This is a genomic window from Halomonas sp. TA22 (assembly GCF_013009075.1).
Classification (GTDB): domain Bacteria; phylum Pseudomonadota; class Gammaproteobacteria; order Pseudomonadales; family Halomonadaceae; genus TA22.
The window spans coordinates 472,040-491,021 of the sequence record NZ_CP053108.1 but is presented as its reverse complement, the minus strand read 5'-3'; the positions used below and the strand labels follow the sequence as shown (position 1 = coordinate 491,021).

Sequence of the window (18,982 nt, the reverse complement as noted above, 5' to 3'; positions counted from 1 at the left end):
GAGGTGCGAGGCGATACCCATGGCGTGCCGGCTGGTGCCCAGAGAGTGAGTGTATTGGCGATGCCGCCAAGCGGCCGTGCCCGATTGATCAAGGATGAGAGTGATGTCGACAAAGGATGCACCACGCGTCAGTAAAGAAATCGTCGCTGCCGATGAATCTCCGGGAGTGCTCAATCGCTCTCGGGTACGTGAAGGCTGGCCCTTCCCCCTAGGGGCGACATGGGATGGCCTGGGAGTGAATTTCGCGCTGTTCTCGGCGCATGCGACGCGGGTCGAGTTGTGTCTGTTCGATGCCGAGGGCAAGGAGGAAATCGAGCGCATCGAGCTTCCCGAGTACACCGACGAGATCTGGCACGGCTACCTGCCGGATGCCCGCCCTGGCCAGCTATACGGCTATCGTGTCTATGGCCCCTATGCCCCTGAGGATGGGCACCGTTTCAACCCCAACAAGCTGCTGCTCGACCCCTATGCCAAGCAGATCGTCGGTGAGATCGACTGGAATGAAGCACTGTTTGGCTACACCATCGGCCATCCCGATGGCGATCTGAGTTTCGACGAGCGCGATAGCGCGCCCTTCATGCCCCGCTGCCGGGTCGTCGATCCCGCCTTCACCTGGGGGCGGTCGCGGGAACTCCAGTTGCCCTGGGATCGTACCATCCTCTACGAGACACATGTGCGTGGCTACACCATGCGCCACCCCTCGGTGCCCGAGCCACTACGGGGCACCTTCTCAGGACTGATGGTCAATGAGGTGGTCGACTACATCCGCTCACTTGGAGTGTCGTCGGTGGAGTTGTTGCCAATCCACGCTTTCGTCGACGATCAGCACCTGCTCGAGCAGGGGCTGCGTAACTACTGGGGTTACAATACCCTGGGCTTCTTCGCGCCGCACTCGCGCTACCTTTCCGGCGACAACATCAACGAATTCAAGCAGATGGTGGCTCGCTACCATGCCGCCGGGCTCGAAGTGATACTCGACGTGGTCTACAACCACACGGCGGAGGGTAACGAGCTCGGCCCCACGCTGTCGCTCAAGGGGATCGACAACGCCTCCTACTACCGCCTGATGCCCGAGGAGCGGCGCTACTATATCGACGATACCGGCACCGGCAATACGCTCAATCTGAGCCACCCGCGGGTGCTGCAGATGGTCACCGATTCGCTGCGCTACTGGGCGACGGAAATGCGCGTCGACGGCTTCCGCTTCGATCTGGCCACGATTCTCGGGCGCGAACCCCACGGCTTCGACGAGGGTGGCGGTTTCCTCGACTCCTGCCGCCAGGATCCGGTCCTGAGCCAGGTCAAGCTGATCGCCGAGCCTTGGGATTGCGGCCCAGGGGGCTACCAAGTGGGAGGGTTCCCGCCGGGCTGGGCGGAATGGAACGATCGCTATCGCGATACCGTGCGTGCCTACTGGAAGGGCGACGAAGGCCAACTACCCGAGCTCGCCACGCGGCTGATGGCCTCGGCGGACTTCTTCGATCGGCGCGGTCGTCGCCCCTTCGCGTCGGTCAACTTCGTCACCGCGCACGACGGCTACACGCTGCATGATCTGGTCGCCTACAACGACAAGCACAACGAAGCCAACGGCGAAGACAATAACGATGGCCACAACGATAACCTGTCATGGAATCACGGTGAGGAGGGGCCCACCGAGAATGCCGATATCCAGGAACTGCGACTGCGCCAGATCCGCAACTTCTTCGCCACCATGCTCTTTTCTCAGGGCACGCCGATGCTGCTGGCGGGGGACGAGATGCTGCGTACCCAGCAGGGCAACAACAATGCCTACTGTCAGGACAACGAGATCAGCTGGCTCGACTGGAATATCGGTGGCGATGCCCATGCGATGATCGAGTATGTGCGCCGTGCGATCTCGCTGCGCCTGCGCTACCCGATCCTGCGTCGCGGTCGCTTCCTCTCCGGCGAGTACAACGAGGAGATGGGACTCAAGGAGGTCACCTGGCTGGCGCCGGACGGAAACGAAATGGATGTCGAGCGCTGGAAGGATACCGAGGCCAGAACGCTCGGGCTGCTGCTCGATGGCCGCGCTCAGCCCTCGGGCATTCGCCAGGCGGGGGCCGATGTCACCCTGCTGTTGATCTTCAACGTCTATCACGAGCCTGTGAGCTTTCATCTGCCTGACGTACCAAGCGGTAGCGGTTGGCTGTGTCGACTCGATACCAGTCGTACCGTGGATGAGGAGCCTTTCCACCGCTCCTTCGGTGAAGAGTATGGCCTGGAAGGCCGTTCGCTGGCCCTACTGGAACTGGTACAGGAGACCACCCCGTCTTCTGATGCCCAGGCATGACCCAGGCCTGACCGTTTACCAGAAGAGGAGCATGTGATGAGTTCATCTCCACATCCCGCGCCAGGAGCCGTCCCGACGCACGAGCAGGATCCGAGCAATGTGCTGATGGCCGTTCAGGCGCCGCGCATCGCCATCGAATCCGTGCGCCCTTCGCTCGACCAGGGTCGTTTCGCGGCCAAGGCTATCATCGATGAGCCGGTGACCGTCAGCGCGACGATATTTGCCGATGGGCATGACGTGCTGGCCGCCGCGATCTGCTGGTACGACGATGAAGGCCAGCAGCGGCGCGAGCCCATGCACCTGATGCAACCGCTGGGCCGGGATATCTGGGAAGGTCACTTCACGCCGAGCCGAGTGGGACGACACGCGTTCATCATCGAGGCCTGGTGGGATATCTACGGCACCTACCGCTACGAGCTCTCCAAGAAGCATCAGGCGGGGGTGCCGGTGGGGCTCGAGCTTGAGGAAGGGCGGCGCGTTGTGAACGCCGCTGCCGAGCGCAGCGAGGGAGAGCTCCGCGCGGCGCTCGAGAGCATCCATGCGCGATATCAAGCACTTGAGACGGATGCCGAGCGAGTTTCGCTGCTGCTTGATGCAGGCACCTCGCACTACATGCACGAAGCGGATGCCCGCCCGCACCTGACCAGAAGCGATACGCGCTATCCGCTCGACGTCGAGCGGCTCAAGGCGCGCTTCGCCAGCTGGTACGAGCTGTTTCCCCGTTCGGAAACCGATGACCCCAATCGACACGGTACCTTCAAGGACGTCCACAAGCGCTTGCCGATGATTCGCGACATGGGCTTCGACGTGCTCTATTTTCCGCCCATACATCCGGTCGGACGGGCGCACCGCAAGGGACCCAACAATACGCTGGAAGCGGGGTCGGACGATCCGGGTAGCCCCTATGCCATCGGTAGCCCAGAGGGGGGGCACGAGGCGATCCACCCTGAGCTCGGCACGCATGAGGATTTTCACGATCTGGTGCGTGCCGCCGCCGAACATGGACTTGAGATCGCGCTCGATTTCGCCATCCAGTGCTCGCCGGACCACCCCTGGCTCAAGTCGCATCCCGGCTGGTTCTCGTGGCGGCCGGACGGCTCGATCCGCTATGCTGAAAACCCGCCCAAGAAGTACCAGGATATCGTCAACGTCGATTTCTATGCCGAGGATGCCGTGCCCTCGCTATGGGTCGAACTGCGCAACGTGGTGCAGGGCTGGGTCGACGAAGGGGTGAAGATATTCCGCGTCGACAATCCGCACACCAAGCCGCTGCCATTCTGGGAGTGGCTGATTGCCGATATTCGCAGCCGCGATCCCGATGTGATCTTCCTCGCCGAAGCCTTCACCCGGCCAGCGATGATGCTGCGTCTGGGTAAGCTGGGCTTCACCCAGGGGTATACCTACTTCACCTGGCGCCATACCAAGGCGGAGCTGACCGAGTACTTCACCCAGTTGAACGAGTCGCCACTGCGCGAGGGGTTCAGACCCAACTTCTTCGTCAACACGCCGGACATCAATCCCTACTTCCTGCAGTCCTCCGGGCGACCTGGCTTCTTGTCACGTGCGGCTCTTGCGGCCATGGGTTCGGGGCTTTGGGGCATGTACTCCGGCTTCGAGCTGTGCGAGGGGGCGCCGGTGCCCGGCAAAGAGGAGTACCTCGACTCTGAGAAATACGAGATTCGTCTGCGCGACTACACCGCGCCTGGCAACATCATTTACGAGATTACTCAACTCAATCGTATCCGCCGTGAGAATCCCGCGCTCCATACGCACCTGGGCACGGCATTCTACCCGGTGCACAACGAGCGACTGCTGCTCTTTGGCAAGCGTACCGAAGCGCGGGACAACTTCATTCTGGTGATGGTGAATCTCGATCCCTTCGAGGCGCAGGAGGGTACGTTCGAATTGCCGCTATGGGAATTCGAACTGCCCGGCGATGCTGCGCTACATGTCGAGGATCTGATGAGTGGCTACCGCTGGACATGGCAGGGCAAGTGGCAGTCGATACGCCTCGAACCATGGCAGCAGCCGTTCGCCATCTGGCGTATTCGCCCGGTGCGTTAGCCATTCGTACCAAATTACATGCAGAGAGGGTAAGCCGATGATGGATGCCAGCAGCGAATCGCATGCCGTCGAGACAATGGATTTCCTTGACGACCCACTCTGGTACAAGGACGCCGTAATTTATCAGGTGCACGTCAAGGCATTCTTCGATGCCAATGACGATGGCATAGGTGACTTCGAAGGGTTGATCCAGAAGCTCGACTATATCGTCAGTCTCGGGGTCAACACGATCTGGATACTGCCGTTCTACCCGTCGCCACGTCGTGACGATGGCTATGACATTGCCGAGTACACTAATGTCAGCCCCGACTACGGCACCCTCGAGGATGCCAGGCGCTTCATCGACGAGGCGCACCGCAGGGGCCTGCGGGTCCTGACCGAACTGGTCATCAATCACACCTCCGACCAGCATGAATGGTTCCAGCGCGCCCGCCAGGCTCCGCCCGGGTCCCCGGAGCGGGAGTTCTATGTGTGGTCGGATACCAATCAGAAGTATCAGGGCACCCGGATCATCTTCCTCGATACCGAATCCTCCAACTGGACGTGGGATCCGGTCGCCAATGCCTACTACTGGCACCGTTTCTACTCCCACCAGCCGGACCTCAACTTCGATAACCCTCAAGTGCTCGATGAGGTGATCAGGGTCATGGAGTACTGGCTCGACATGGGGGTCGACGGCCTGCGCCTGGATGCGATTCCCTACCTGGTCGAGCGCGACGGCACCAACAACGAGAACCTTCCCGAGACCCATGTGGTGCTCAAGAAGATTCGTGCGGTGATCGATGAGCGCTATCCTGACCGCATGCTGCTGGCCGAGGCCAACCAGTGGCCGGAGGATACGCGCCCCTACTTCGGCGATGGCGACGAGTGCCATATGGCATTCCACTTCCCACTGATGCCGCGCATGTACATGGCGCTGGCCCAGGAGGATCGCTTCCCGATCACCGATATCCTGCGCCAGACTCCGGAGATTCCCGCCACCTGCCAATGGGCTATCTTCCTGCGCAACCACGACGAGCTGACGCTTGAGATGGTGACCGACAAGGAGCGCGACTATCTCTGGAGCCATTACGCCTCCGACCGACGGGCACGCATCAACTTGGGCATTAGGCGCCGCCTGGCGCCGCTGCTCGAGCGTGATCGCCGGCGTATCGAGCTGCTCAATAGCCTGCTGCTGTCGATGCCGGGCACTCCGGTACTCTACTACGGTGACGAGATAGGCATGGGCGACAATATCTATCTCGGTGACCGCGACGGGGTGCGCACCCCGATGCAGTGGTCGGTGGATCGCAATGGCGGCTTCTCTCGGGCCGATCCGGCGAGCCTGGTACTGCCACCGATCATGGACCCGCTCTACGGCTACCAGACCGTCAACGTCGAGGCTCAGGTGCGCGATCCGCATTCGCTGCTCAACAGCATGCGACGGTTGCTGGCGGTGCGCAGCCAGCATCGTGCCTTCAGCCGGGGCACCATGCGCCCGCTCTATCCGGCCAACCGACATATCCTGGCCTACCTGCGCGAGATGGCGCTCGACAATGGCGAGACGGAAGCGTTGCTATGCGTGGCCAACGTGGCGCGGACCGCCCAGGCAGTGGAACTCGATCTCTCCGCCTTTGCCGGCCAGGTGCCGGTGGAGATGGTAGGGGGCAGCGCCTTCCCGCCAATCGGCAAGCTCTCCTACCTGCTCACGCTTCCCCCCTACGGCTTCTACTGGTTCCTGCTGGCACCGGAGAGCGCGATGCCGGAGTGGCACGTGCCAGTACCCGAACCAATGCCGGACTATGTCACTCTGATCATCAAGCGGCGTCTCGATGAGATATTCCAGCCGACGCCACGCCATCTGCTCGAAAGCGAGACGCTACCCAACTACCTACCCAAGCGGCGCTGGTTCGCTGCCAAGCAGGAGCGCATCGACCAGGTGCACATGCTTTATGTGACGCGGCTCGAGCATGGTCAGCAGACGATGCTGATCAGCGAGCTGGAGGTTTCCCATGCCCATGGCATCGAGCGTTATCAACTTCCCTTGGCATTCCTCGGCGAGGAACAGCAGACCAGTGCCTTGCCCCAGCAACTCGCCATGGCTCGCGTTCGTCGCTTCCATGAAGTGGGACTATTGACGGATGCCCTGACACTGGATGCCTTCGCCTTGGCGGTACTCAATGCCATGCGCAGTGGGGCGAGCCTGCCCTGCGATGTCGGCGAGATACGCTTCCTTCCCACGTCTGCATTCTCAGAGCTGGAGCTGCCGGAGCAGCCCGGCGTGGTACAGCAATCGGCTGAGCAGTCCAACAGCTCGGTGATCATCGACCATCAGCTCGTCCTCAAGCTGTTCCGGCGCCTGGAGCCGGGACTCCACCCGGAGGCCGAAATTGGCCGCTATCTCACCGAGCACGGCTTTGAGCACGTAGCACCGCTGCATGGCGAAGTGACGCGCTTCGATGAGCAGGGCACACCGCAGACGCTGATGATCCTGCAGGGTTTCATCGACAATCAGGGTGATGCCTGGTCGTGGACCCGAACTACCTTGGAACGGGCGATTCGCGAAGCGGTCACCGACAACGAAACGGGCCGTGACTCGAGTCGTGAGGATGCCGTTTATGGCGCGCGCGATGAGCTCGAACGCTTCGCCATCACCCTGGGGCGCCGGTTGGGTGAATTGCATATGGTGCTGGCGTCTCCCACCGATAATCCGGCCTTCACTCCTGAACTCGCCGGAGAAGCGCAAGTAGCGTACTGGACGCAACGCGTCACTGAACGCGTCGAGGAGGCGCTGGCGCTTCTCGAACGGCACAAGAGCGCTGCTGGCGAAGCCGAGCAGCAGCTGGCCAGCGAGATCCTGGCCAAGCGCGATACGCTACTCTCCTCCATCGGGAAGATGTCAGCGCTTGCCGAGGGCAGCATGGTGACCCGCATCCATGGCGATCTGCATCTCGGCCAGGTGCTGGTGGCGCATGATGATGCCTATATCATTGACTTCGAGGGTGAACCGGCCAGGCCGCTGGAGGAGCGGCGCGCCAAGGATAGCCCGCTCAGGGACGTGGCCGGCATGCTGCGCTCCTTCGATTACGCTTGCGCCAAGGTAGAGGAGGCGCGCCCTGGAGGTGATAGCGACGAGGCTCAGATCGATACCGGCCATGAAGTCGCCGAGCAGTACCTGATCAAGGGGCGACAGGAGTTCTTGAACGCCTACTGGCAGGCCACCCTCGAGCTGCCCCACGAATGGAAGCAGGCGAGTGGAGCAGCCGCAGCGGTAGACCTGTTCGTACTGGAAAAGACGGCTTACGAGATCGCCTACGAAGCCGCCAACCGTCCGGCCTGGTTGGGCGTGCCACTGCGTGGCCTGGCATCCATCGTCGCACAACTGAACGCGGGAGAGCCCAATGAATGATTTGACCGCCACCCCCAAGCTGGACCGTAGCCTGTGGCTGCCGGCGGACGATGCCGAGGCGCTCGCTCGCGGGTCACACCGAAACCCATTCTCGGTTCTCGGCATTCATGACACGGAGTGGGGCAGCGTACTACGCGTCTTTCTGCCCGGTGCGGTGGGCGTGGAGGTGCTCGACCGAGAGAGCGGTGCCGTGCGCTGCAGCATGACCGGGATACAGATCCCCGGGCTCTTCGCCGCGCAGCTGCCGCATGCGGCCCCCTATTCGTTGCGCATTCGCTGGCCGAGTGGCGAGCAGGAGAGCGAGGATCCCTACAGCTTCGGCCTGTTGCTGGGAGAAATGGATCTCTACCTGATCGGTGAGGGCAACCACCGCAACCTGGGGCACTGCCTGGGTGCGCAGCCAATGGAGATCGATGGCGTAAGTGGAGTGCGCTTCGCCGTCTGGGCGCCCAATGCGCGGCGGGTATCGGTGGTGGGTAACTTCAACAGCTGGGATGGCCGCCGACATGTGATGCGCCTGCGTCACCCCGCCGGAGTGTGGGAGCTGTTTGTGCCGCGCATCGGCCCCGGTGAGTCCTACAAGTACGAGATACTCGATCTGCACGGGGCGCTTGGGCACCGCGCGGATCCGGTGGCGCTCGCCACCGAGATGCCGCCGCACACCGCCTCGGTGGTCGCTGACACGACCCCCTTCACCTGGCACGACGAAGAGTGGATCGCCCAGCGCGGTGAGTCGCATGAATCCACCCGGCCAATCTCGATCTATGAAGTGCATGCCGCTTCATGGCGCAAGCATGGCGGCGACAATGGCGAGCTCTACAGCTGGCGCGATCTCGCCGAGCACCTGATCCCCTATGTCAAGGAGATGGGCTTTACCCATCTCGAGCTGCTGCCGATCATGGAACATCCCTTCGGCGGCTCGTGGGGCTATCAGCCGTTGGGTCAGTTCGCGCCGAGCGGGCGCTTCGGCAAACCCGAGGATTTCGCCTATTTCGTCGACGCCTGCCACCTCGCCGGCATTGGCGTGATTCTCGACTGGGTACCGGCGCACTTTCCTACCGACATCCATGGCCTGGCGCGCTTCGACGGTACGGCGCTCTACGAATACGAGCACCCCTTCGAGGGCTTCCATCAGGATTGGGATACCTTCATCTACAACCTGGGGCGGCGCGAGGTGCATGGCTTCATGCTCGCCTCGGCACTGCACTGGCTGAAGCATTTCCATGTCGATGCGCTGCGCGTCGATGCGGTGGCATCGATGCTCTACCGCGACTATTCGCGCAAGGATGGCGAGTGGATTCCCAATCAGCACGGGGGCCGAGAGAATCTCGAAGCGATCGATTTCCTGCGCCACCTCAATGACGTGGTGGCCGAGGAGGTACCGGGTGCGGCGGTCATCGCCGAGGAGTCCACTGCCTGGCCCGGCGTCACCCAGCCCACCTCCGAAGGGGGGCTCGGCTTTGCCTACAAGTGGAACATGGGGTGGATGCACGACACCCTGCAGTACATTTCAAACGACCCGATTTACCGCTCCTACGGCCATCACGATATGACCTTCCCCATGGTCTACGCTTTTTCCGAGCGTTTCGTGCTGCCTATCTCCCACGACGAGGTCGTGCATGGCAAGGGCTCGCTGATTGGCAAGATGCCCGGCGACGAGTGGCAGCGCTTCGCCAATCTGCGCGCCTATCTCTCGGTGATGTGGACCCAGCCTGGCAAGAAATTGCTGTTCATGGGTTGCGAGTTCGGGCAGTGGCGTGAGTGGAGTCACGACCGAGAACTCGACTGGGCACTGCTCGGCGAGTCTCGTCACGCTGGCATTCAGCACTTGGTGCGTGACCTCAACCGGCTGTATTGCGAGCTACCGGCCCTGCATGAGCGTGACGCCGAGCCCGCCGGGTTCGCTTGGGTGATCGGCGACGACCAGGCCAACAGTGTCTTCGCTTGGTTGCGCTTTAGCGCGGATGGCGAGCCACTGCTGGTGCTGGCCAACATGACCCCGGTGACGCGCAGCGGATACTCGGTTGGCGTACCCACGCCGGGCCGCTGGCAGGAGATGTTCAACAGCGATGCACAATATTATGGTGGCGCCAACACCGGCAACATGGGCGAGTTGCATACGCAAGATGCACCGCTGCATGGCCAGTCCGCCAGCCTGACGCTGACGCTACCGGCACTTGCTGTGGTGATGCTGCGGCCTTGTCCATCTTGAAGCGGCGTGGCTGTCAAAAGGGGAACGGCCGTTGACGTGATCTAGGAGTCGCATGGAGATCATCTTTCTGGGCACCTCGGCGGGGGTGCCGACTCGAGCGCGCAACGTATCGGCGACCGCACTCAGAAAGCACAATGCCAAGGGTTGGTATCTGGTGGATTGCGGGGAGGGAACCCAACACCGGATACTGCGCACGCCGCTCTCGCTTAATCGGCTAGAGGCCATCGCCATCACCCATCTACACGGCGATCACTGCTATGGTTTGCCTGGGTTGCTGGCGAGCGCCTCGATGGCGGGCCGTACGCGAGCATTGTCCATCGTCGGGCCAGCTAGCGTGAAGGGGTTTCTCGAGGTCATCGAGGCCGCGAGTGGACTACATCTCACCTTTCCGCTGCTCTTCAGCGAAGTCGATACGCAGCCAGGGGCCGTGGAACTGCCCGATTTCACGCTCGAGGCCGGCGCGCTCTCGCACGGCGTGGCCTCTTATGCCTATGCCTTCACCGAGCGCAATCTGCAACGCAGTCTCGACACCCAGCGCCTCGAGGCACAGGGGATCGCCCGCGGGCCGGTCTGGGGCCGGCTCTATCGGGGCGAGGACGTTTCGCTGGACGATGGCACCACGCTGCGAAGCGACGATTACCTGTTGCCGGCCCGCCGGGCCAGGAGGGTGGTGGTCGGGGGAGACAACGATACTCCGCGCCTGCTCGCGACGCTCTGCAAGGGCGCCGACGTGCTGGTGCACGAAGCAACCTACACGCATGAGATCGTCGAGCGGCTAGGGACCGACAACCAGCACAGTACCGCAGCGGCAGTCGCCACGTTCGGTGCCGAGCAGGAGATCGCCAATCTGGTACTGACCCACTTCAGCCCACGCTACGTATACCGGCGCAATGCCTCGCCCTCCATTACCGATATCGAGCGCGAGGCGTTGGCGCATTACCAGGGCAACCTGTTTCTCGCCAACGACTTCGATCGTTACCGTCTGTCCCGGGAGGGCGTGCTGGAGGAGGCTGAGCGGATCAACGCCGGTTCCGGCAGGGCTTCTTCTAGTCTGTGGTCGATGCCACTGACCCACTATCGAGAAGCGATCGTCTCGAAACCCACGCCGGGATGCGGCAGCGTGGCCGCAGTAACGGCGGTGTCCGGCCTCGGCCTGGTCATCAAGGCACTCAAGCGCAGTGGAAGCGGCCGCCGTGGGTCGGAAAAGTCGACAGAGGAAGCCTCCCGTCGGCAGACCTTGATCGATGAGGCGCAGGCGCTGATCGAGACGCTGAACGGTTACGCCGATGAGGATGCCCAGGCACTCGAAGCCTATCTCGATGCCCAGAGTAAGCGCGGCGAGGCCAAGGGAGACCCGAGTGAGGCCGCTAGGCGGATGAACGAGGTGCCACTTGAGACCGCAAAGGCCTGTCTCGACGCCCTGAGGTTGACGGTCGAGAGCCTGGCGCATAGCAAGCAAGCGTTACGCAGCGATGTACTTGCGGGCGGCTTATTGTTGCACTCGGGGCTTGGCGCGGTACTGTTCACTGTCGATGCCGACCTGGCAAGCCTGGAGGAGGGGGAGGAGAAGCAGGCGATGGCCGAGACCCGGGCGCGTTTGCAACAACAGGCCGACTCCCATATGGCGTGGCTCAGACAGCAGCCCGTCTCTTGATCGATAAGTATTGCGCCGCTTGCTGGAATGCCGCTCAGCTGCTTAGGTTAAGCCTAGGCAAGGAGATGCCTTGATCCTGCCGTTGGCAGGCCTCAACCGTAGAAGGAGGGCAGCATGACATCACATGATGGGAACCGGCCCCAGCAGCCGGGAGATGAAGCGCCCCCGGGAACACCGGGAACCGGGGAGGATATATGCCGAAAGTGCCAGGGTTCTGGCCGGGTGGATGGTGAACTCTGTCACGATTGCGGCGGGACGGGCTTTATCATCGAGGGGATTGGCGGCGGCTAGGCCTGGCGATCCAGCCAGCGTGCCATTCAGCCAACAGGTCCGGATTCGCCCGGACCTGTTGGCTTTCTGGCGCTTGCTTCCGTGTCGTTATTTATCGGCGGGCGTCTTGCCGACCATGGCGGGAGAGGGCAGGGCAGCCTTGGGCTGTTGCGACGCCTCGTTCCTGTAATCCTTGGCCACCCCTCGCATCTCCTCTACCGGGCGGGGGAAGCCGCTGCGTTCGCTATAGTCAGGCGTGGGGCCCGACTGATAGGCATGCCGCTTGGCGAGCGCCTTGGCGCAATAGATATCCAACGCCGTGGTCGTGGCCACCGCACTCAACGCCAGGCCTACATTGGCCTTGTTTGGATTGCGGTCGTTGTAGAGCGCCATCAGGCCGACCAGATCGCCGATATCTCCCGCCACCCGGCTCCAGATGGCCGGGCTAGGGTTGTGGGACAGCGCCATGACACCGCTCACGATTTCGCGCCCGCCGCACATTCTGACCATGCCTTCATGACCGTTGGCGCCCAGCGAGCGAGTGAACATTCCAGGAGCTGCCAGTTTGCACACGCCTAGCCCGATACCGAGCCAGCCTAGATTGCGCGCCAGCTTGTCGGCAGCGCCACGTGATTGATGCGAGTTGTGGGAAAGATGCATATGCGACCTCCATGTCGATGGAAATAGAGCGATCAGGAATGCCGCTCAAGGCTTGAGTACTACCTTGACGCAGCCATCCTGCTTGTCGCGAAAGGTGTTGTACATCTCAGGCCCTTCAGCGAGGTCAGCGGTATGGGTAATCACGAACGAGGGATCGATCTGGCCTTCATCGATGCGACGCAGCAGATCCTCACTCCAGCGTTTGACATGGGTCTGGCCGGAGCGAACCGTCAACCCCTTGTTCATCAGTGCACCCATGGGAATCTTGTCGACCAGCCCGCCATAGACGCCCGGAATCGACAGTATCCCGGCGGGCCGGCAGACATAGATCATCTCGCGAAGTACGTGGGGACGGTCGGTTTCCTGCATTACCGCCTGCTTGACACGATCATAAACGGAGTCGGGAGAGCGAGACACATGCGCTTCGAGGCCCACCGCATCGATGCACTTCTCCGGGCCTTTGCCCTTGGTCAGCTCCTGTAGGCGCCCCAGTACGCTCTCCTCGTCGAAGTTGATGGCGATCGCCCCGCCCGCCTCGGCCATGGCCAGGCGCTCGGGCACGTTGTCGATCACCACCACTTGCTGGGCACCCATCAGCACTGCACTGCGGACGCAGAACTGGCCAACCGGCCCCGCCCCCCAGATCGCTACCGTGTCGGTCGGTTCGATATCGCACTGCGCGGCGGCTTGCCAACCGGTGGGGAAGATATCGCCCAGAAACAGTACCTGCTCATCGGAGAGGCTGTCGGGCACCTTGATATGGGTACTGTCGGCAAAGGGCACACGCACGTACTCCGCCTGCCCGCCGGCATATCCGCCGGTGAGATGCGAATAGCCGAAGAGTCCAGCGCCCGCATGACCGAACATCTTGTCGGCCAGCGACTTGTTGCGGTTGGAGCGCTCGCAGACGGAGAAGTTGCCGCGCTTGCACTGATCGCATTCGCCGCAGGTGATGGTGAAGGGCACGACGATTCGGTCGCCCACCTTCAGCTTCTTGTTCTCAGAGCCAACCTCCATCACTTCGCCCATGAACTCATGGCCGACCACGTCGCCGGACTCCATGGTGGGTATGAAGTGATGGAAGAGATGAAGATCGGAGCCGCAGATGGCGCAGCTGCTGACATTGATGATGGCATCGCGCGGATGCTCGATTTCGGGGTCCGGCACGGTTTCGTAACGAATGTCGTTGGTTCCATGCCAACATAGTGCTTTCATGATTCACCTCCCTGTAGTGAGTTTCCCTTAACTACACCTATCAACATAGGTGCAGTTATGGGCAACGTCAGGTAAGCGAATGCTTTTTTTCAGTGAGCGCGGCTTAACACGCCTTGCGGTCAGCTCTGCTGCAGCTCCGCATAAACACCCGGCGGCATCGCGTCCAGTTCGCGATAAATATCTGGTAAACCGTCCTCTTCCGGCTCAGGTTCCGGCTCCACGTCGCGTGGGTAGAGCACGCTCAGCTGACCGTCGGCGGTGTCCATGAGCTGGCGCAGGTAGGCGTAGTCGATCTCGGGGAGATCTTCATCGAAGGCCTGAACCAGACTGTCGAAAGGCGAGAGCAGGTGGGCCAGGCCATCGTCGCGCTGCTCGGCGGGGGCGAACGCCTGGACATAGAGCGCCTCCTCCTCCCAGGCGATCTTGAAGTGATCATCGATGATATTGACCTGGGTACCATCGGGGATGCGCCCAAAGAGATATTCGATATCCTCGGGGAACATGCGGATACAACCGCGGCTGGCGCGCATGCCGATTCCGTCCGGTTGGTTGGTGCCGTGAATCAGGTAGCCCGGGATATCGAGCAGGATGGCATGCTGGCCCAAGGGGTTGTCCGGACCCGGCGGTACCACCGCAGGGGCGGGGTCGCCACGTGCGGCTGCCTCCTCACGTATCGAGCGGGGCGGGTACCAGGCAGGGTTTTCCAGGCGCATGGTGGTCTTGGTTATGCCAAGCGGGGTATTGAAGCCTTCGCGACCGATGCCGATCGGATACGTCTCCACCCGTGCTATTTCGCCGTCACGTACACGGGGATAGTAGTAGAGCCGCAGCTCGGCCAAGTTGACCACCACCCCTTCACGGGGTGCATCGGGAAGGATGTGCCGAGCGGGAATCACCACCTCCGTGCCATCGCCAGGTATCCAGATACTGATCTCCGGATTGGCGGCGCGTATCTCCTCGTAGCCGACGCCGCGGTCGCGGGCGATATCGAGCAGGGTCTCGTCCCCCTCGACCACGACGGTGTAGTACTCCCCGACGATATGGGTATCGTCATCGAGCGGATAGTGGCCCTGGGGCCACTCGGGCTCTTCCTCGCCAGCATGTAAGGCGGCGGCTGTCAGCATCAACGAGATCAGGAGCAGACCGACGAGATGCATACGCTTGCCACTGGCCCTACTGGAACGTGGCAGGGTAATACTTTGCATAGGATTTCCGAAATTGGCGAGTCTGAAAGCGGTAAATTAACGATAGTCTTCCATGACCCTTTGCCCCACGCAAGCGGCGCTTTCCCCCCTCCCGGCTCGGGCGTAACATGCGCCTATATAAGAGGATATCGCGATATGCCGATGGGGGAGTTGCATCAGCTGCGTTTGGTCACCGTTACTCAATTGCTGAAGAGTGCCGGTGCCACCAGCGTACTGGATCTGGGTTGCGGCTCTGGTGCCCTGTTACAGTATCTGGTTCGCGAGCCACAATTCATGCGTATCCTCGGGCTCGAGCAATCGGGTGCGGGGCTGGTCCAGGCCAAGCAGCGGCTGAGCGAATATCTAGCCACCGAGGGTGGATGCCTCGAGCTGGTCTGCGCCTCCTATACCGAAGGACAGGCACGCTTTTCCGGTTTCGATGCAGCCGCCATGGTGGAAACCATCGAACACGTGCCCTCCGAACGGCTTTCCGAAGTCGAGTCGTCGATATTCGGTGTCTATCGGCCCCGCGTGGTGGTGATGACCACGCCCAATCGGGAGTACAACCCGCTGTTCGACCTGGCGCCAGGGGAGTATCGCGATCCAGATCACTGCTTCGAGTGGGATCGGGCCAAGTTTCGTCAGTGGGCCAGCGGTATCGCCAAGCGCAAGGGGTACCGGGTGACATTTAGCGGTATCGGTGACATGCACCCCTACCTGGGGCAGCCGACGCAACTGGCGGAATTCGTGCGGCTGACGTAGTAGCGAAGCCTCTCGGCACCAGAAACGACAAGCCCCGGCTCAATTGGCCGGGGCTTGTCGTTTCTGGTTGGTCAACGTTCAGGGTGCGCTGCCGATCGACCCCGGCATCGCGTGAACGGAGCCGCTTTCACCGGTGAGCGTCAGGAAGTGCAGATGGCGTTCGTACTCGCTGAGCACGTCGTCGATCACCTGGGCACGGGTATAGCCGTTGAGGTCCTGGCCAAGCCCGCCTTCCGAGAGATACACGTCAAGACGCATATAGTAGTCATCGTCGGCCGGCAGGAAGCTTGGCGTGCGCATGCGGTGCGGGCGAATCTGATAGACGAAGCTTGCGGCGTTCTCGAGATCGACCTGCAGGGTCAGGCGTGGCAGAGGCTCGCCCTCCACCTGCTCCTCGCTGACGTTGGCCGTCTGGCCACGGCTCTCGAGCTCCTGGGCAAACTGCGTCAGCGCCGGACGGATCGAGTACTCGATGGTCGCGGCGGCACCGGCACGGGTCGAGGTATCCAGCGCCCGGTCGAGCCGTTCGCGCCAGTCGCCGCTTGCGGCGGTGCCGGTCACCTGACGGCGTGCGTCGAGCTTGTTGCCCTCCACACGCAGGGCTCGATAGAGCCCGACCATGATGGCAAATATCACCAGCGAGAAGGGCAGCGCGGTGATCACCACGGCACTCTGTAGGGCCGCCAGCCCTCCTGCCATCAGCAGCGCGACGGTGATCAGACCGATCACTGCCGACCAGAAGATGCGCAGATAGACCGGTGCGTCATGGTTGACGTCGGACAGAATCGAGGTGAAGTTCGCCAGTACCAGGGCACCGGAGTCCGCTGACGTGATGAAGAACACGATACCCAGCAGGGTGACCACGGCAGCGGTCAGTCCGATCCAGGGGTAGTACTCGAGCAGCGTGTAGATCGTGGTCTGCGGCGTGCTGAGGGCCTGTTCGCCAAGCTCGATGACGCCATGGTTGGCTACCAGGTCGATCCCGCTGTTACCGAACACCGACATCCACACCATCATGAACGCCAGCGGAATGCCCAGGGCGCCTGCGACGAATTCGCGGATGGTACGGCCACGTGAGATGCGCGCCAGGAACAGGCCGACGAAGGGCGTCCAAGCGATCCACCAGCCCCAGAAGAAGATGGTCCACCACATCTTCCACTCATTGGCTTCCTCACCGGCGTAGGCGTAGGTATCGAAGCTATTGGCGATGAATCCACTGAAGTAGTCGCCTGCGTTGTTCACCACCATGTCCAGCAGGTGCAGGGTATTGCCTTGGAACAGCACGAACAGTAGCAGCGCCAGTGCCAGCAGCATGTTGAATTCCGACAGCCGGCGAATGCCCTTTTCCACACCGCTGACCACCGACACTGTGGCCAGAATGACGACCATGACGATCAGAATGATCTGTACGGTGATGCCTTCGGGAATGTCGAACATGTAATTCAGCCCGTAATTGAGCTGCATTACCCCGATGCCCAGACTGGTGGCGATGCCGAAGACCGTGGAGATCACGGCCGTGATATCCACTGCATGGCCGATGGGGCCGTAGATGCGCTTGCCGAGCAGTGGGTAGAGTGCGCTGCGAATGGCCAGTGGCAGCCGGTGACGATAGCTGAAGTAAGCCAATGCCATGCCCATCAGGACATACAGGCCCCAACCGGAGAGCCCCCAATGCAGAAAGGTCTGAACCACTGCGGCGCGTATCGCCTCTTGGCTTTCGGGGGCGAGGTCGGGTGGTGCCAGGTAGTGGGCAACCGGCTCGGCGACGCTGAAGAACAGTAGGTCGATTCCGATGCCGGCGGCGAACAGCATCGCCGACCAGGAGAGCAGCGAGAATTCGGGTCGCGAGTGGTCTGGACCGAGGCGGATGCTGCCGAAGCGCGAACAGCCGATCAGTACCACGAAGACGAGATAGGCCACCACCGCCAGCATGTAGTACCAGCCGAAGGTCTGACTCACCCAGGCAAGGCCGGCATCGAAGAAGGCGCCGGCCTGTTCGGTGAAGGTCATGGTGATGACCAGGAATATTAGGATGCCCGCCACCGAACCGTGAAACACGACCGGGTTGAGGCGATCTCTTCGTTCGGGCACTGAAGTATCATGCGCCATTGCGTTTGACTCCCATAATTGTCGATCTCATGTCACGCACCGCTCGCCATTGGGCAGCGGCCAAACGAGCCGGAGATGGGCGTCCTTGGAAGTGAATGCATGATTGTCGCTATTTTGATTGATCGGACAATCAAAATAACGATAGGGGCTATCCTTGCCTAGATCCGGGGCGCAAACTCGGTGCGAGACGGTTTGAAGCCGTAGCGTTCGCGCACGGGCCCATATTCGGCCGCTAGGGAAACGCTGACTAATAATTTGATAATCAATTTTTATTGTTTGACCGTTCAAATAAAATACGTGCTTCTGGATCGAAGTGCAACTTTGGGGAGCAATATCCCACTATAGGTATGCGCTGTGGCCGTGTCGGAAGAGCAGGCATAAAAAAGCCCGACACGGCGTCGGGCAAATCAAGGAAAGAGGCGCTACCTCAGTGGTGCCGATTGGCTATCTCAAGCGTTGGGTCTTTCCCCGCGCGGGGCATGATGCGGTTTGTGGCGTGGCTTCATCGCCTGCTTGAGCTCTTCGAGCTGCTCATCGTTCAAAATCTCGGCCAGCGCTGCATGATGCTCATGGCGGATCTCCTTCCATGCCTCGTGACGCTCCTCACGGTTCTCGAACTCACGCTCGCGTAGTTCGCGGGCGTCGGCCATCATTGCTTCGCGAGCCTCTGCGAGTGCCTGGCGTTCGCTATCGTCGAGCTCCCAGCGATCGTACAGCGCGCCGAGGCGCTCTTGCATGGCCTGACGATGCCCCTGCATACGTTCTTCGCGGGCATCACGCATGGCGCTCTTCAAGGCTTCGCGCTGCTCCTCGTCGAGGTTTTCGTCGAGTTGCGCGCGGTGCTCGCGGTGCAGTTCACGCATTGCCTCGCGATGAGAGGCGTGAACCTCCTCGAGCGCGTTGCGGGTCTCTTCGTCGAGGCCGGCCCGCTCATAGATGGCCTGGCGTTGTTCGTGGCCGTGGTGTGGGCCGCTCCCCCCGGGGGCGGCACTCGCGGCAAGCGACAGCGGAGCGATGGCCAGTGCCAGAAGGGCCGGCATCAACATCTTGCGAGTGGTCAGTCGAATCATGGCGAAATCTCCGTTAGGGACAATGACTGGGTACGAGATCAGTTTCGCCTGTGGTTGTGCAGTCAACGCGCAGAGAACGTGCA

General features: G+C 61.6%; 11 protein-coding genes. 6 read left to right on the top strand and 5 right to left on the bottom strand.

Features of this window, described 5'->3' with window-relative positions:
- The first annotated feature begins 103 nt into the window (after positions 1–103).
- The 5 genes from glgX to HJD22_RS18060 are packed head-to-tail and all read left to right on the top strand — an operon-like array spanning position 104 to position 11,629.
- Entirely contained in the window at positions 104–2,311 is a 2,208-nt protein-coding gene (gene glgX, locus HJD22_RS02180) for a glycogen debranching protein GlgX (RefSeq protein ID WP_208655547.1), read from the top strand.
- A 36-nt stretch (positions 2,312–2,347) separates the two neighbouring features.
- Complete coding sequence (locus tag HJD22_RS02175; RefSeq protein WP_208655546.1) at positions 2,348–4,375, top strand: alpha-1,4-glucan--maltose-1-phosphate maltosyltransferase; 2,028 nt, start codon at positions 2,348–2,350, stop codon at positions 4,373–4,375.
- 37 nt (positions 4,376–4,412) lie between these two features.
- Positions 4,413–7,763, top strand: coding sequence for a maltose alpha-D-glucosyltransferase (gene treS, locus HJD22_RS02170; protein ID WP_208655545.1), 3,351 nt, complete (start codon positions 4,413–4,415; stop codon positions 7,761–7,763).
- Positions 7,756–9,975: a 1,4-alpha-glucan branching protein GlgB gene (gene glgB, locus HJD22_RS02165; RefSeq protein ID WP_208655544.1), complete on the top strand. Its 2,220-nt coding sequence runs from the start codon at positions 7,756–7,758 to the stop codon at positions 9,973–9,975. Before treS ends, glgB begins: the two co-directional genes overlap by 8 nt.
- Positions 9,976–10,027: 52 nt before the next feature.
- Positions 10,028–11,629, top strand: a complete 1,602-nt coding sequence (locus HJD22_RS18060; protein ID WP_208655543.1) for a cyclodeaminase/cyclohydrolase family protein — start codon at positions 10,028–10,030, stop codon at positions 11,627–11,629.
- Positions 11,630–12,007: 378 nt separating this feature from the next.
- Here HJD22_RS18060 and HJD22_RS02155 read toward each other — a convergent pair whose 3' ends face one another.
- From HJD22_RS02155 to HJD22_RS02145, 3 genes are all read right to left on the bottom strand, one after another.
- Entirely contained in the window at positions 12,008–12,559 is a 552-nt protein-coding gene (locus HJD22_RS02155) for a hypothetical protein (protein WP_208655542.1), read from the bottom strand.
- 45 nt (positions 12,560–12,604) lie between these two features.
- A complete protein-coding gene (locus tag HJD22_RS02150) occupies positions 12,605–13,774 on the bottom strand; it encodes a zinc-dependent alcohol dehydrogenase (protein ID WP_208655541.1) in 1,170 nt (389 codons plus the stop codon).
- Between the two features lie 119 nt (positions 13,775–13,893).
- The gene (locus HJD22_RS02145; RefSeq protein ID WP_340163033.1) at positions 13,894–14,979 is read right to left on the bottom strand and encodes a L,D-transpeptidase family protein; all 1,086 of its coding nucleotides are present in this window, start codon (positions 14,977–14,979) and stop codon (positions 13,894–13,896) included.
- A 135-nt stretch (positions 14,980–15,114) separates the two neighbouring features.
- Here HJD22_RS02145 and HJD22_RS02140 point away from each other — a divergent pair, with 135 nt between their 5' ends.
- Entirely contained in the window at positions 15,115–15,720 is a 606-nt protein-coding gene (locus HJD22_RS02140) for a methyltransferase (RefSeq protein WP_208655540.1), read from the top strand.
- Between the two features lie 78 nt (positions 15,721–15,798).
- Here the strand turns inward: HJD22_RS02140 and betT are convergent, their stop codons facing one another.
- Positions 15,799–17,829: a choline BCCT transporter BetT gene (gene betT, locus HJD22_RS02135; RefSeq protein ID WP_208655539.1), complete on the bottom strand. Its 2,031-nt coding sequence runs from the start codon at positions 17,827–17,829 to the stop codon at positions 15,799–15,801.
- 449 nt (positions 17,830–18,278) lie between these two features.
- Positions 18,279–18,899 carry a hypothetical protein gene (locus HJD22_RS02130; protein WP_208655538.1) on the bottom strand — a complete coding sequence of 207 codons (621 nt, stop codon included), beginning with the start codon at positions 18,897–18,899 and terminating at the stop codon, positions 18,279–18,281.
- Positions 18,900–18,982: the final 83 nt, after the last annotated feature.